Raw genomic sequence first — 15,995 nt, 5'->3', positions numbered from 1 at the left:
GAGGGCTCGACGACGGCCTACGCCGGACGTGGCTTCGGCCGGCTGTGCAAGGTGGGGGGACTGCCGAGGGCCCGGTTACTGGGCTCGACAGAACACAGCCGGCCGGGTCACGCACCTCAGATCCCTCGCGGGGCATCGTCGATCCCCCAGGTCGTGGTGCTCCGCGAGGCACCAACACGCCCAAAGCTGGCCCGGGCAGGTCAGAGTGGGTCGCGAGTCCGGTCGGTGCCTCGTGGGGCTGGTGGGTAGCCGTCGGCGACCGCGGCCAGGGGTGCGGCGCGGCCGGCGGACCAGGCGGTGCGGAAGACCCGCCGCTCGAGCGACGCCTCGACCGCCGTCCGGGTGGCCTCGTAGTCGGCCTGCTCGATCCTCGGCACCGGCGCCCGGATCACCTCCCGGACCTCGTCCGCCGCTCCGAGCAGGAACGCGGCGTACTCGCTCCGCCCGCGATGCTGCGCGACCGCGGCCAGCTCCTCGAGGACACTGGCCGACCGCCACCGATCGCCCAGATCCCGATGCTCCGCAAGGCTTTCGTCGAGCAGGTGAACCGCCCGCGCGGTCAGCCCACGCCGCCGCTCGACGATCCCGAGCTGGTTCAGCGACCACGCCACCCCCTCGCGATACCCGAGCCGCTGCGACAACGCCAGACTCTCCTGCAGGAGGTCCTCCGCCTCTACGAGTTCACCGCCGTACTGCGCGATCGTCCCGAGGCTGATCAGCGACCAGGCAAGCCCTTCGCCGTCCCCGACCACCCGGAAGCTGTCCCGCGCCCGCCGGCACCGCCGAGCCCCGATCTCGAGATCGCCGCGCAGCCACGCCACGAAGCCAAGGTAGTTGTGCGCCCACGCCATCCCGGCCCGATCGCCGAGGCTCTCGTACAGGTCGTAGCTCTCACAATGCAGGTCCTCGGCGGCAACGTAGTCCGCACGCTCACGCGCCACTCCCCCGAGCCGCTGCAGGACCATCGCCGTACCGGCCTTGTCGCCAAGCTCCTTGTACTGCGTCAGCGCCGTCTGCAACCGCTCCGTCGCCGCGTCGTACTCGCACTGCAGGAACGCCAGCGTCCCGGCGCCGAGGTTCGCCTTGGCTCGCGCAGATGCGAGATCAGGTGCGTCGCCGAGGTCCAACGCCCGCTCGAGCCACTGGCTCCCTTCGGCGTAGTGACCGCGGAGGTAGCAGAACAGCCACAGCCCGCCGGCGAGGCGCAACGCCTCGACGACCGAGCCGGTCCGCACCGACCAGGCGATCGCCGCACGCAGGTTGGACAGCTCGGCCTCCAGCCGATCCAGCCACTCCCGCTGCTCCGGCCCGCGCAGGCGTCCCTCGGCCTCCTCGGCCAGGCTCAGGTAGTACTGCGCGTGCCGCTCGGCCGTCGCCTCCGTAGCACCCGCCGCCTCCAGACGATCGGCCGCAAACTCCCGGATCACCGCCAGCATGTAGTACCGCGCGATGCCGCCGCGCCGCGTCACCTTGATGAGCGACTTGTCCGCCAGCCGCCCGATCAGGTCGAGCCCCTCGACACGCGTGCGTACCCCGGACAGCACGGCCGCGGCCGCACCGAGCGTCCAGCCGCCCTTGAACACCGACAGCTGCGCGAACATCTCCCGCTCGGCCGGTGTGAGCAGCGCGTGACTCCACTCGATCGCGCCGTACATCGACTGCTGCCGCGGCGACAGTGTCCGCGACCCGCCGGCCAGGATGCCGAACGACGTCTCCAGCTCGGTCGCCAGCTCCTCGATCGTCATCACAGTCGTCCGCGCCGCCGCCAGCTCGATCGCGAGCGGCATCCCTTCCAGCCGGCGTACGACGCGAGCCACCTGGTCGAGCTGCCCGGTCGGGTCGTACCCGCGGGAGGTCGCCCGCTCGACGAACAGCCGGACCGCGTCGGACGACTCCAGGTGGTCCTCGTCGTACGGCAGCCCCAAAGCGGGTACGACGTACACGCTCTCGCCGGCCAGTCGTAGCAGCTCGCGGCTCGACACGAGGATCGACAGGTTCGGGCAGTGTTCGAGCAGGGAGGCGCAGAGGTTCTCGACCGGCGCGAGCACATGCGAGCAGTTGTCCAGCACCAGGAGGATCGCCCGCCGGCCGATCTGCTCCGCGATGTCGTCGGCGAGCCGGCTCTGCAGGCCGATGGCCTCGGCGACCGCCGGTACGACGGCCTCGGGATCTGCGAGCGGTGCGAGCGGAACCCAGCACACGCCGTCCTGGAAGGTGTCCGCGATCTCGCTCGTGACGGCCTGCATCAGCCTGGTCTTGCCGACCCCGCCAGGCCCGGTGAGCGTCAGCAGGCGGGTGATGCGCTTCGTCAGCAGGCGGGTCGTCGTGGTCAGCTCGGTACTGCGGCCGATCAGCTCGCTGGTCGGCACCGGCGGCGGGCGCAGCGGCATCCGGGCGGTGTCCATGTCCTGGCGGGCCGCGGCGGTGAGCAGCAACCGCTCCGGATCGCCCAGCCGCAAGGCGTCCGCAAGCAGCCGCAGCGTGTGCACTCGCGGCGCACGCCGGCGTCCTCGCTCCAGTGCCGCGATCGCGTCGACGCTCAGACCGGCAAGCTCCGCCAGCCCTTCCTGCGACAGCCCGGCCTCTCGCCGGTGCCGGCGCAGCAGGCTACCGAACCCAGCCCCCTGCACGTCGTCCGAACCACGGCGAGACCCGTCTGACGGCACAGGACGGCCCCACCCAGTCTCCGACCTCTACGTGGCGGCTGCCACGTACCCTCCCGAAAATAGCCCGAACCACACCCGGTTGTCAGGCACTTCGGCTCAGCTCTCGGCGTCGTGCTGCCCGATCGCCTTCCGCATCGCCTCCCGGGCCCGCCGCCGGTCGCCCGCCGCGTCGTACGCCGTGGACAGCCGGAACCACACCCGCCAGTCGTCCGGCGCCGCCTCGGCCGCTGCCCGGTACTGCCCGAACGCAGCGTCCGCGGCGGCCCGGTCGATCCGCCCGGACGGCCGCCGCGGCAGGTCGTCGACGGGCAGCCCACCGGCCGCCTCCAGCTCCCGCGCCAGTACTTCGGTACGCCGGCCGAACTGGATCTCCCGCCACACCACGTACGCACCGAGCAGCGGGATCACCAGCACCGCGATCCCGAGCACGATCGCGACCAGCTCGCCGGTACCGATCAGCAGCACACCTCGCCAGCCGATCAGTACGGCGTACACCACAAACACGACCGCCAGCAGGAACGCGGTCTGCTTGGCCCTCATCTCAGGAGAGGTCCATGAAGTGCTCGAGGCCCACGGTGAGACCCGGCGCGTCGCCGATCCGCCGGACGCCGAGCAGCACGCCGGCCATGAACGACACCCGGGCCATCGAGTCGTGCCGGATGGTCAGCGTCTCGCCCTCGTCGCCGAACAGCACCTCCTGGTGCGCGATCAGGCCGCGCAACCGGACGCCGTGCACCCGGATCCCCTCCACGTCCGCGCCGCGCGCGCCGTCCAGCGCCGTCGTGGTCGCGTCCGGGATCGGGCCGGAGCCGGCCTCCCGGCGGGCGTCCGCGATCAGCTCCGCGGTCCGCCGGGCGGTGCCGGACGGCGCGTCCACCTTGTCCGGGTGGTGCAGCTCGATGATCTCGACGGATTCGTAGTACTGCGCGGCCTGGGCGGCGAACCGCATCATCAGCACCGCGCCGATCGAGAAGTTCGGCGCGATCAGCACGCCGGTCGACGGCGACTTCGCCAGCTGGTCGCGAAGCGTCGCGAGCCGGGCGTCGTCGAAACCGGTGGTGCCGACGACCGCGTGGACGCCGTGCTCGATGCACCAGGCCAGGTTGTCCATCACGACCTCGGGCCGGGTGAAGTCGACCACGACCTCGGCACCCGCCTCGGTCAGCACGTCCAGCGAGTCACCCTGATCGAGCTGTGCGACCAGCTCGCAGCCGGCCGCCTCCTCGACCGCGACGCACGTCAGAGCGCCCATCCTGCCCTTGGCCCCCAGCACACCGACCTTGATCATGCGCGTCCTTCCTCTTCCGTTCGAGGCACCTAGGATCTCATCCACGGGCGTGCCCGGCCTTCGGTACCCTCACCTCCGGTGTCCATACTTCGGCAGCACGTTACTTCGGCAGCACGTTGCGGGCTTTGGGCACGGGTCAACCAGATTTCGCCACGGAATATGGTTGGTGGGTGCCCAAGATCGGGATCTGATCAGCTGCACGGCGAGTGGCGGCGTACGACGCTAGCGTCCGCCGGCCAACCGCTCCGTCTTGGGGATCCAGATCTGCAGGCCGATCGTTTGCCTGGGCATCGCCAACTGCTCGTAGCCGGTACGAAAGTCGACACCGCAGGTGCGCAGGGCGTTCACCTCCTGGTCCGAGATCGACCGGTTCAGGATGATCAGCGGTGGCTGGGCCGGGCGCTGCTTGCGGCAGACCTCCTCGATGCCGGCCACGGTGCGTGCGCGTTCGGTCGGCGCGATCCAGGCCTCGCCGAGCGGGCGGCCGCCGAGCATCAGGACCAGCCCGGCCATCTTGTCGAGTGCGAGCATCGGGCGGCCCGGTCTGAGGTACGGGCGGAGGTCCTCGGTGAGCCTGCTGTACGCCTGCTCGTTCTTGGGCGTCAGGTGCAGGCCCTTCAGCGCCGGCTGGGTCGCAGCCGCGGTCAGCTCCGACGTCGGCGGCGAGCGGTACGGGTACTTCGTCAGGCCCGTGAACGCGATCGTTGCCGTCGCGAGCAGCGATCCTACGAGTACGACGCCAACGATCGCCCGGGTCGCGAGCGGCGTCGCCCAGATCCCCGTGAACACGGCGATCATCAGCGCGGCCCAGGCTGCGAACGCGTTGAAGCCGATCACATAGAGCGGCGTGTTCGTGCCGAAGGCCTGCACGAGCGGGAGCAGCAGGAGCAGAACGAGAAGTACCCAGGTCCTGGTGTTCTCCCGGCACAGCCGCGAGCATTCCGTCACGCCGGTCCGCCACCCGATCACCGCGCCGGCGGCGGCCACGACGGTGACCAGGACCGCGGCGAGCAGCGTCGAGGGATACATGTACACATGGGCGGCGCCGCCCAGCACGCCGCCGTACCCGATGATCCGCCACGCGGAGACGGCGAGCCCGAGTACTGCGAGCACCGCGGCCGCGAGACGGAGCGTCCGCGGGCGGCCGACGACCGCGACGGCGGTGGCGACCAGCAGCAGGCCGTGGTACCAGAGCGTTTGGCCGAGGAGCGTGAGGCCGGTCGTCCAGTAGTGGTGGAGTAGCTCGGCGGGCGAGTACGACGTACCGGCGATGAACCGGTTGACGGTCAGGATCCCCGGCACCGCGACGTTCAGCCGGATCACGAACAACTGGACGAACAGCACCGCAACCGCCAGCCCGGCGAGCGCGAACAGGATGCCGCGGGCAACGGCCCGCCACCCTTGGGCGGCCAGTACCACGATCGCGGCGAGCACGATCAGCCCGATCAGGACGACCGAGGTCCACTTGGCCAGCACCATCGCACCGATCACCAGACCGGCCACGACCGGAACCCAGAACGGCACCGGCGCACCGCGATCGACCGCTGTCGCCATCCACAGCACGCACGCGACCAGCACCAGGGCGCCGAGCAGAACGACGTCGTTGTACCCGGGTGCCAACGGCAGCCAGGCGTAACACATCCCGCCCGCCGCGAGGATCACCGCCGTACCGGCCGCCTCGAACCACCGCGTCCGCGGCATCGCCGGACGCCGGCCGCGCAGCCAACGCATGAAGCTGTAGCCGAACAGGAGGTGGACCACGACCACGGTGCACAGGCGGAACACCCGGAGCCCGGGGATGCTGTACCCGAAGAGCTGGAAGACCGGGCCGTAGAGGTACTGGACGCCGGTCAGGGCCAGCGGGTTGTTGTGCCACCAGCGGTACGAGAGCAGGTAGTAGCCCTCGTCGGTGATGTCGAAGCCCTTGCCGGCGGCCAGTGCCGCCGCCACGATCCACCACAGCGCGAGCCCAGTCGCGACCGCGGTCACCCCGGCGAGCAGCACGAACCGCCTACCTGCCGAGGGAACCATCTTCACGGCCGTAACCCTAGGCCATTACACTTCAGCACACCCCCAGCTACCTCGCAGCTACGCCCGCCGAGTACTCCGCTTGGGCCTCCTCGGCGAAGTGGCAGGAGACCGTCTGGCCGGAGCTGAGCTCGCGGAGCTCCGGGACCTCCGTGCTGCACCTGTCCGCGGCGCGCAGGCAGCGGGTGTGGAAGCGGCAGCCGGACGGCGGAGACACCGGTGACGGTGGGTCGCCGGCCAGTACGATCCGCTGCCGGCCCTGGCGGGCGAGGCCGGGCTCGGCGGACAGCAGCGCCTGCGTGTACGGGTGCGCTGGTGCGTCGTACACCTGCTGGTGCTCGCCCAGCTCCGCCACCTTGCCGAGGTACATCACCGCGACCCGGTCCGAGACGTGCCGGACGACCGACAGGTCGTGCGCGACGAAGATGATGCTCAGGCCGAGCTCCCGCTGCAGCCGCATCAACAGGTTCACCACCTGCGCCTGCACGGACAGGTCCAGCGCCGACACCGGCTCGTCGCACAGCAGTACGTCGGGATTCAGCGCGATCGCCCGGGCGATCCCGATCCGCTGCCGCTGACCGCCGGAGAACTGGTGCGGGAACTTCGTCTCGTCCTCGGGCCGCAGACCGACCAGCTCGAGCAGCTCCCGGACCCGGGACCGGATGTCGACGCCCTTCGAGACGTCCGGGTGCACCAGCAGCGGCTCGGCGACGATCTCGCCGACCCGCATCCGCGGGTTCAGGCTGGAGTACGGGTCCTGGAACACGACCTGGACGTTCCGCCGCCATTGCCGTAGGTCGCGGCCGCGGAGCTTGCTGACGTCGACACCGCCGTACGCGATCTGGCCCTCGGTCGGCTTCTCCAGCGCCGCGAGCAGCCGGACCAGCGTCGACTTCCCGCAGCCGGACTCGCCGACGATGCCGAGCGACTCGCCCTTCCGCAGCGTCAGGTCGACGCCGTCCACGGCCCGCACGACGACCTTGGACCCGAAGTTCAGCGCCGGGCTGATGTCGTAGTGCTTCACGACATTCGTTGCCACCAGCAACTCGCCTGAGTTCGTTCCTGGCATCAGACAGCCTCCCTCTCGGCGAGCGTCGTACGGCGGATGCACGCGGCATCGCGCCCCGGGGCGACGGTAAGCAACGGCGGTACGTCGAGTGCGCAGTCGTCGATCGCGATCGGGCACCGGGTCCGGAACGCGCAGCCGGACGGGATCGCCCGCAGCGACGGCGGCGTACCGGGAATGGTCGGCAGCTCCTGGCCCTTGAGGTCGGCCGACGGCATCGACAGGAGCAGCCCTTCGGTGTACGGGTGCACGGGGTGCTCGAGTGCCGCCGCGGTCGCGGCCCGCTCGACCACGTGCCCGGCGTACATCACCACGACGTTGTCGGCGACGTCCGCGACCACGCCGAGGTCGTGGGTGATCAGGACCACGCCCATGTCCCGCTCGGCCTGCAGCTCCGCGATCAGCTCCAGGATCTGCGCCTGCACGGTGACGTCCAGCGCTGTCGTCGGTTCGTCGGCGATCAGTACGTCGGGGTCGAGGGCGAGCGCCATCGCCAGCATCACGCGCTGCCGCATCCCGCCGGAGAACTCGTGCGGGTAGTCCCGGACCCGCTTCGACGCGGCCGGGATCCGGACCCGGTCGAGCATCTCGGCGGCCTCCGCCATCGCGTCCTTCTTGGACATCCCGCGGTGCACCCGGTAGCACTCGGCGATCTGGGTACCGACCGACTGCACCGGGTTCAGCGCGGACAGCGAGTCCTGGAACACCATCGTGATCCGGTTCCCGACCACCTTGCGGCGTTCCTTGGTGGTCATCGCGATCAGGTCCGCGCCGCGGTACTCCGCCGTACCGGAGACGATCCGGCCCGGCGGCATCTCCAGGATCCCGGTCAGCGCCTGGGTCGACACGCTCTTCCCGGACCCGGACTCCCCCAGGATCGCCAGCGTCTCCCCGGCCCGCACCTGCCAGGACACCCCGTCCACGGCCCGTACAGCGCCGCGCGGAGTCTCGAAGTCGACCGTAAGATTGTCGACTTTCAGCAATACTTCGCCAGTAGCAGTCATCGGGCCTCCCGGTCTGGACTGAGGAACGTAGGGAGCGGAGCGACCGAAGCGACGAGGGAAGACCGGGAGCCAAAGCCCGATGACTCACCGAGCCGGAGGCGAGGAATGTGCACAGTCATCGGGCCTCCCGGTCTGGACTGAGGAGCGTAGGGAGCGGAGCGACCGAAGCGACGAGGGAAGACCGGGAGCCAAAGCCCGATGACTCACCGAGCCGGAGGCGAGGAATGTGCACAGTCATCGCAGCAACTTCGGGTCGAGGGCGTCCCGGATCGAGTCGCCGATGATCATGAACGAGATCGTCATCGTCGAGATGAAGACCGCCGGCCAGATGAACAGGTGCGGGGTGTCCCGGTACGACGCCGCGACGCCGAACTGCGAGCCCCACGAGATCGACGGCGGTTGCAGCCCGACACCGAGGAAGGTGAGCGCCGCCTCCAGCCCGACCATGCCGCCGATGCCGAGCGTGGTCATCGCCAGCAGCGGGGCCATCGAGTTCGGGAACACGTGTTTGCGCAGGATCCGCAGCGGCGGTGCCCCGATCGAACGGGCCGCCAGCACGTACTCCCGGTTCCGCACCGAGAACACCGTGGCCCGCATCAACCGCATCCCGCCCGGCCAGCTGATCACCAGGATGACGCCGACGATGATCCAGATGCTGCGGTCCTGCACCGAGTTCAGGATCACGATCAGCACCACGATCCCGGGGATCGAGAACAGTACGTCGGCGGTCCGCGAGATCAGCGCGTCGACCGCGCCCGGGAAGTACCCGGCCAGCAGCCCGAGGGTGCCGGCCAGCAGGAACGCCCCGAAACTCGCGCAGATACTGACCAGCACCGACGGGCGGGCGCCGTACACGACGTTCGCGAAGTAGTCGCAGCCCTGGATGTCGAACCCGAACGGGTGCCCGGGCCCGCTGCCCTGCCGGCTCTTGGCGAGGTCGCAGAACCGCGGGTCGGCGGACGTGAACAGCCTCGGCACCGCCGCCATCGCGAAGAACAGCACGAGCAGCAGGCTGCAGACGATGAACTGCGGCTTGCGCAGCAGCGCCCGCAGCAGTTCGCGGTTCGACAGTGTCCGGCCGTCGCCGAGCTCCTGCGCCTCGGCCCCGACGGCCGCGGAGATCTGTTCAGACATTGCGCACCCTCGGGTCCAGGACGCCGTACAGGACGTCGACCAGCAGGTTGATCAGGATGAACGAGATGAACGCGAGCGTGCACAGCAGCACCACCACGCCGCCCTCCTTCAGCTTGACCGCCTGGAACATGAACTGGCCGAGCCCGGGCAGGTTGAAGATGCTCTCGGTGATGATCGCTCCGCCGAACAGGCCGGCCAGGTCCAGGCCGATGAACGTGACGACGGGCAACAAGGCGTTCGGCAGGATGTGCCGCCAGAGCACCCGCTGCTCGCCGAGACCCTTGGCCCGTGCGGTCTTCACGAAGTCCGCGTTCACGGTCTCCACGATCGAGGTCCGCATCAACCGGCCGAGCCCGGCGAAGCCGAGGACGCCGATCACCAGCGCGGGCAGCAGGTACGACCGCGGATAACCTTCCAGTACGCCGGACACCGGGAACCACTTCAGCTCCACCGCGAACAGGTACTGCGCGGCGAAGTACGCCACCAGGCCCGGGATCGCGAGCAGCACGAGTGTTGCCAGCAGCAACGACCGGTCCACCCAGCCGTTCCGCTTGAAGCCCGCGTAGATCCCGAAGATCAGCCCGAGCACCCACTGGAACACCATGCTCAGCGTGGCCAGCTTCAGCGTCACCGGGATCCGTAGCCGGAGCTGGTCGCCGATGTCGGCACCGGCGAACGTGGTGCCGAAGTGCCCGGTCAGGATGTCCTTCATGCTCAGCAGGTACTGGACGATGAACGGGTCGTCCAGGTGGTACTGCGCCCGCTTGGCGGCCAGTACCGCGGCCGGGATCGGTTTGTCACCGGCCAGCTCGCGCAGGGGGTCCCCGGGCATCGCGAACACGAGCGCGAAGACCCCCAGCGTGACGATCAGGCCGATCGGAATCGCCGCGAGCACGCGGCGCAGGACGAAACGGATCACTTGAACGTGGCCCAGAGTGCCGAGACGCCGACGTACTTCGAGACCCGCGGCTGGATCTTCGCCGAGTGCAGGTACGCGTTCGACTTGGTGTACAGCGGGATCAGCGGCATGTCCTCGAGCGCGATGTCCTCGGCCTGCTGGTACAGCTTGATCGCCTGCTCCGGGTCCGGCTGGGCGTCGCCCTTGGCCAGCACCGCGTCCAGCGCCGGGTTCGAGTAGTGCGCGAAGTTGGCGTCACCGTTGGACTTGAACATCGGGGTCAGGTAGTCCTCGATCGACGGGTAGTCGTGGCCCCAGCCGGAGAACCGCAGGCCGTCCAGCTTGCGGCTGTCGGCCAGCGCGCCGATCTCGGAGCTCTGCTTGCCGGTGTACTTCACCTGCAGGCCGAGGTTCTGCCGGAGCATGTTGCCGATCGCCTCGGCGAAGATCTGGCCGGTCGCCGACGAGGTGTTGTAGTTGATGTTCAGCACCCCGGAGAAGCCGCCGGCCGCGGCCAGGTCGGCCTTGGCCTTGCTCGCGTCGAAGTCGCAGTACTTGCAGGCGTTGTCCCGGTAGCCGGCCATGTCCGGCGCGACCAGGCCCTTGGCCGGCTCGGACAGCCCGACCAGGTCCGCGAACGCCTTCCGGTCGATCGCTTCCGAGAACGCGTGCCGCAGCTTCGGGTTCTTGAACCGCGGGTCCCAGGCCGGGATCACCAGGTAGTTCGCGCCGGAGCTGATGCTGGTCACCGACTGGTCCGGGGCGTCGGTCTTGAAGCTCTTCACCTTGGTCGGCGGTACGTCGACGAAGTCGAGGTTGCCGGCCAGGAACTCGTTGTACGCGGTGTCGCCGTTCGGGATGAACTTGTACGTGATGTTGTCCGCCTGCGGGAGCTGCGGGCCCTTGTAGCCGTCCCACTTGGTGAGCTTGATGTCGTCACCGGCGTTCCAGGCGCCCGCCATCTTGAACGGGCCGTTGCCGATCGGCTTGCGCTTGTAGGCGTCCGGGTTCTTCCGGACCTCCTCGGGCAGCGGCGCGAGGCCGAGGTACTGCAGCGTCAGGCCGAACTGGGAGAACGGCACCTTGAGCTTCACCGAGAAGGTCAGGTCGTCGATCTGCTTCAGGCCGCTGAGCGTCTTCACCGCGGTCGGCTTCGGCGTGGCGCCGGCCGGCGCCGGCGGGTTCAGCGCGTCGTACCCCTCGACCTTGGAGAAGAAGCCGTTGTTCTTCCAGCCGTTCGAGCCCTCGGCCGTCATGTTCCAGCTGTCCACGTAGTCCTTCGCGGTCAGCGGCTGGCCGTTCTGGAAGGTGTTGCCGGCCTTCAGCTTGATCGTCCAGGTCTGGCTGGTCTTGTCCGGCGTGACCGAGTCGGCCATCACGTTCTGTAGCTTGCCCGTTTCGGGATCGGTCTGCACCAGCGGAGCGAAGATCGCCATCGCGATCCCGATCCCCGGGCTGCCGTTGTCGTTCAGCGGGTTGATGTACTCCAGCGGGTCGGCGACCATCGCGATGGTCTCGCTCTTGGCACCGGAGCCGCCTCCACTGCTGCTCTTGCCGTCTCCACAGGAGGCGAGCACCAGCGCAAGGCCGAGTGCCACCCCCACAACCCCAGTCAGACGTCGCACGGTCAAACCAACTTCCTCGGCGGGAGGGCCGCTAGGCGGGCGGAACAAGCGTCATGTTCGCTGGTCGAAACTGCGCATGTCAACGTTGTCAGGCACAAAGCGGCGGCGCGTAACGTGAGCGTTACTTTGCCAAGACCTCAGATGACCAGCCCCTGGTAGCGAAGCAAACCCTCACTTAATCAGATCAGTGCGCCAGAGTCATCAGATGACAGGGCAGTTTGTCGCCAGTTTGACGCAACCCTCGCCGCTGCGCACAGCTGCGCATTATCACCGGTAACCGGCCGCTTGCAGACTGTAGAGCTCCGCATACGTACCGTCGTACGCCATCAGCTCCGCGTGGGTGCCGCGTTCGGTCACGCGACCGTCCTCGAGGACCACGATCAGGTCCGCGGACCGGACGGTCGAGAACCGGTGCGAGATCAGCAGCGTGATCCGCCCGTCGGCACGACCGGCCCGGGCCTCCGCGGCCAGCCGGTCGAAGAGCGCAGCCTCGGTCTGCGGATCCAGCGACGCGCTCGGCTCGTCGAGGATCATCAGCAGCGGCGCCGGCCGGACGAGCGCCCGGGCGATCGCGAGCTTCTGCCACTGCCCGCCGGAGAGCTCGACGCCGTCCGCCCACGACGTACCCAGCTGGGTCTCGACGCCGCGCGGCAACTCGTCGACGAAGCTCGCGCCGGCCTTGCCGAGCGCGCTCCGGACGCGGGCCGGCGGCTCCGACAGACCACCGACCGCGACCGCCTCGCCGACCGTCAACTCCTGGGGAGGGTGTGAGGGAGGGTTGCCCGGCATCTGCTCGCCTTTGCCTGCGTCCGGCACGGATGCGCCAACCTACCAACGAATCACTGCTACTGGGCGGCGAACAGACGCGCGAAGCGGCCCTCGGGCTGGGCGATCAGATTCTGGTACGTGCCTTGCTGGACGACCCGGCCCTCGTCGACGACGTAGATGCGGTCCATCTCGCGGAGGGTCCACGCACGGTGGGAGACGACGATCGTGATGCGGGCGGCGCTGGTACGGCGGAGTTCGGAGAAGATGGACTGTTCCGCCTCCGCGTCGATCGCGGAGGTCGGCTCGTCGAGGATCCAGATGCCGGCGTCGCGCAGCCGGATCCGGGCGAGTGCCAGCCGCTGCCACTGACCGCCGGAAATCCCGGTGCCACCCCACTGCTGCCCGAGCTGCGTGTCCAGCGGCAGGTCCGCGGCGAACGTACCGCCCAGCGCCGCACGCACCTCCCGGTCCGCGACCGCTCCCGGCGCACCGAGCGCGACCGCGTCCCGCAGGGTGAACTCGAACCGCCCGAACTCCTGCACCAGCAGCCCGAAATGCGCGAGCCGCTCCTCCTCGCTCACCTCCGCCGCATCCGTCCCGTCGATCAGCACCCGCCCGCCGGCCGGCCGCAGACTCCCGACCAGCAGGTTGATCGCGGTCGACTTCCCCGCCCCGTTCACCCCGACCAGCGCCACCAGCTCACCCCGCCGCGCCTCGATACACACGCCCCGCAGCGTCGGCTCACCAGCACCCGGATACGCGTACGTAACGTTGTCCAAGGCAACGGAATCAACCCTTCGCACCACGGCACGGCGCGGCGCCGCCGGCACGCCCGAGCGGATCTGCACGCAGGCAGAACCCGCCGCCGTACGGCGTGTCGGCGCTGAAATCGCGGGTTCTGCCTGCGTGCGGGAACAAAATCGCCGGTAGATCGCGGCCTGCGGAGCAGTCGTGACAATGCTGCCGAACGCGTACCCACACTGGCGGATCCCGTTCAGCCCGGTGATCGTTCCCGCCACCGCTGCTGCCGCCGCTCCCCCGGCCGCACCACCTCGTACCAGCGCCACCAGCGCGCCGCCGAAGAGGAGCACCGTCACGAGCGCAGCCCCCAGCTCGTACAGCACCGCCGTACGAATCATCCGATCGAGAACGCGGGTCGCCGCCGCCCGGCTGTTCGCGACCAGGCCGGCCACCTTCCAGCCCGATCCGAGCACCGCAAGCTCGGTCCCGGGCCGTTGCTGGATCAATTGCTCGGTCGCGTACGCCGCCTTGCGATCATGCTCGGCGACCCGCGGCCAGCCCGTCGCCTCCATCCGCGAGATCAACGTGAACGCGAGCACCGTCGGCACCAGCGCGGCGAGCACGAGCAACCCGGAGAGCAGGTTGATGGCCGAGATCGCCACACACAGTACGACGGACGTCGCCGCCGCGCTGAGCAACTGGACGGACTTCCCGGCCACGTCAGCCATCGGGTGCGTCGCAGTCTGACTCGCCTCCAGGTCCCTGACGACCTCGGGTTCGGCGAGCCGGCTCGGGCTCAGCCGGGCCGCGCCGCCGGCAAGCTCGACCCGCAGCGCCAGCCGGAGCCGCAGCATCATCCGCTGGCCGACGCCGTTCGACACCTGGGTCAGCGGATACATCGACCCGACCACCACGGTCAGCCCGAGCAGCGGCCGCCAGAGGTCACTGCTCTCGATCAGATGGCGGATCAGCACCACCTGCGCGCCGGGCAGGATCGCCAGCAGCAGTTGAAGAACCGAGTACGTCGCCAACCACCATGGGGTGATGCGGACGGCGTCGACCAACGAGTCACGGACAGCACGAAACGCATCGAGCACAAGGATCCTCTTCCACGCAAGGCAGTCGGGAGCCGCGCCGGTGTTCCAGCGCGGATCGCGTCGGCCGCAAATTGCGTGTCATCCCAGCAAGCGGGCCCAGCCCGTGCATCCAGGGATCCAGTGGCAGATCACGTATGACGTCTCGGAACCAGCCTACAGTCGCCTGGTGATCCGCGGCCACCCCCGCTCGCCCGCCCGTCCCGCCCCGTCCCGCCCCGCTGCCGTTTCAGGGGTTAACGTTCGAGGTTGCCCCTTCGCCGCTGTCATGCACGGTGTGAACGGCCAATTCGCGGGGTTAACCTCTGAAATGGCCGAGAGCTGGCGACGCGACGCGTACGGACCGACGGCGGGGCGGAAGGGTGTCGGGCGGCGGGGGTCAGAGGGTGAAGGCGGTGGTGTTCTCGTCGAACGGGCCCATCACGGTCAGGGCCGGGGCGCCGGCGTAGAGCTCGGCGGCCAGGTTGGTGACATCGTCGAGGGTGACCGCGTCGATGCGGTGCAGGATCTCGTCGACGGTGGGGAGTTCGCCGTACACGAGCTCGGCCTTCGCGATCCGGGTCATCTTGGCGCCGGTGTCCTCCAGGCCCATCACGACCGAGCCGCGCATCTGGCCCTTGCCGCGGAGCAGCTCGTCCGGCGTGATGTTGCCCTGGGCAATCGCTTCGAGCTCGCCGCGGATCACGTCCAGGACCTCGGGGGCCTTCTTCGGCAGGCAGCCCGCGTACACGCCGACCATGCCGGAGTCCGCGTACGCCGAGCCGAACGTGAAGACGGAGTACGCCAGGCCGCGCTTCTCCCGCACCTCCTGGAACAGCCGCGACGACATCCCGCCACCGACGATCCCGTGCAGCACGCCGGCGATGTAGCGCCGCTCGTCGCTGCGCACCAGCCCCGGCATCCCGAGCACGAGGTGTGCCTGCTCGACGTCACGGTGGTGCACCTGCACCCCGCCGTACGTCGGAACCCGCCGGGTCGCGCCGCGTCGTACCGCGATCGGCTCGGCCTCCGCCGTCACCCAGTGCCGCTCGAACGCCTTGCGGACCAGGCGAACCACGTCCGCGTGGTCGACGTTGCCGGCCACCGAGACGACGATGTTCGACGGCTTGTAGCGGCGGCGGTACCAGCCCACCACCTGCTGGCGGGTCAGCCCGGCGACCGATTCCGGCGTACCGGTGATCGACCGGCCGAGCGGCGACCTGCCCCAGAGCTGCTCGGCGAACAGGTCGTGGATGTGGTCCGACGTCTCGTCGGCGTGCATCGCGATCTCTTCGTCGATGACGTCCCGCTCACTCTCCACGTCCGCGTCGGTGAGCGTCGCCGAGGTGATCATGTCGCAGATCACGTCGACCGCGAGCGGCAGGTCGGAGTCGAGTACCCGCGCGTAGTAGCAGGTGTACTCCTTGCCGGTGAACGCGTTCATCTCGCCGCCGACCGCGTCGATCGCGGCGGAGATCTCCAGCGCGTCGCGCCGCTCGGTGCCCTTGAACAGCAGGTGTTCGAGGAAGTGCGTCGCACCGGCCAGCTGCTCCGGCTCGTCGCGGGAGCCCACGCCGACCCAGAGGCCGAAGGTGACCGAGCGGAAGCCCGGCACCGACTGGGAGAGAACCCGGAGCCCGGAGGGCAGGACGGTCCGTTTCACCGGACCGCCCGCCTCCGGGCTCAGCAGTGTGCTCGTGATTG

The 15,995-nt window shown here is 69.4% G+C and carries 12 protein-coding genes; all 12 read right to left on the bottom strand.

From position 1 onward, the window contains the following. Positions 1 to 200 precede the first annotated feature (200 nt). Positions 201 to 2,630 (bottom strand): ATP-binding protein, encoded by a 2,430-nt coding sequence (locus JOF29_RS40300; RefSeq protein ID WP_307863940.1) that lies wholly within the window; start codon positions 2,628 to 2,630, stop codon positions 201 to 203. A gap of 132 nt (positions 2,631 to 2,762) precedes the next feature. Continuing rightward, positions 2,763 to 3,206: a tetratricopeptide repeat protein gene (locus JOF29_RS40295; protein WP_209699556.1), complete on the bottom strand. Its 444-nt coding sequence runs from the start codon at positions 3,204 to 3,206 to the stop codon at positions 2,763 to 2,765. Between the two features lies 1 nt (position 3,207). Further along, positions 3,208 to 3,954, bottom strand: coding sequence for a 4-hydroxy-tetrahydrodipicolinate reductase (gene dapB, locus JOF29_RS40290; protein ID WP_209699555.1), 747 nt, complete (start codon positions 3,952 to 3,954; stop codon positions 3,208 to 3,210). A gap of 222 nt (positions 3,955 to 4,176) precedes the next feature. Continuing rightward, positions 4,177 to 5,991, bottom strand: coding sequence for a hypothetical protein (locus tag JOF29_RS40285; protein WP_209699554.1), 1,815 nt, complete (start codon positions 5,989 to 5,991; stop codon positions 4,177 to 4,179). A 40-nt stretch (positions 5,992 to 6,031) separates the two neighbouring features. Then, positions 6,032 to 7,051, bottom strand: coding sequence for an ABC transporter ATP-binding protein (locus JOF29_RS40280; protein ID WP_209699553.1), 1,020 nt, complete (start codon positions 7,049 to 7,051; stop codon positions 6,032 to 6,034). Further along, positions 7,051 to 8,052: an ABC transporter ATP-binding protein gene (locus JOF29_RS40275; RefSeq protein ID WP_209699552.1), complete on the bottom strand. Its 1,002-nt coding sequence runs from the start codon at positions 8,050 to 8,052 to the stop codon at positions 7,051 to 7,053. The genes JOF29_RS40280 and JOF29_RS40275 overlap by 1 nt, the downstream gene beginning before the upstream one ends. 234 nt (positions 8,053 to 8,286) lie before the next feature. Beyond that, positions 8,287 to 9,186, bottom strand: a complete 900-nt coding sequence (locus tag JOF29_RS40270; RefSeq protein WP_209699551.1) for an ABC transporter permease — start codon at positions 9,184 to 9,186, stop codon at positions 8,287 to 8,289. Further along, positions 9,179 to 10,105 (bottom strand): ABC transporter permease, encoded by a 927-nt coding sequence (locus JOF29_RS40265; protein ID WP_209699550.1) that lies wholly within the window; start codon positions 10,103 to 10,105, stop codon positions 9,179 to 9,181. The genes JOF29_RS40270 and JOF29_RS40265 overlap by 8 nt, the downstream gene beginning before the upstream one ends. Next, positions 10,102 to 11,682 carry a peptide ABC transporter substrate-binding protein gene (locus JOF29_RS40260; protein ID WP_307863939.1) on the bottom strand — a complete coding sequence of 527 codons (1,581 nt, stop codon included), beginning with the start codon at positions 11,680 to 11,682 and terminating at the stop codon, positions 10,102 to 10,104. The genes JOF29_RS40265 and JOF29_RS40260 overlap by 4 nt, the downstream gene beginning before the upstream one ends. A gap of 294 nt (positions 11,683 to 11,976) precedes the next feature. After that, on the bottom strand, positions 11,977 to 12,462 hold the full coding sequence (locus tag JOF29_RS40255; protein ID WP_307863938.1) for an ATP-binding cassette domain-containing protein: 486 nt from the start codon (positions 12,460 to 12,462) through the stop codon (positions 11,977 to 11,979). A 92-nt stretch (positions 12,463 to 12,554) separates the two neighbouring features. Beyond that, entirely contained in the window at positions 12,555 to 14,315 is a 1,761-nt protein-coding gene (locus JOF29_RS40250) for an ATP-binding cassette domain-containing protein (RefSeq protein ID WP_307863937.1), read from the bottom strand. Positions 14,316 to 14,691: 376 nt separating this feature from the next. Further along, a complete protein-coding gene (locus JOF29_RS40245; RefSeq protein WP_307863936.1) occupies positions 14,692 to 15,954 on the bottom strand; it encodes a M16 family metallopeptidase in 1,263 nt (420 codons plus the stop codon). Positions 15,955 to 15,995 lie beyond the last annotated feature (41 nt).

The organism is Kribbella aluminosa (assembly GCF_017876295.1).
Classification (GTDB): domain Bacteria; phylum Actinomycetota; class Actinomycetes; order Propionibacteriales; family Kribbellaceae; genus Kribbella; species Kribbella aluminosa.
This window is presented reverse-complemented; position numbering and strand designations above follow the sequence as displayed.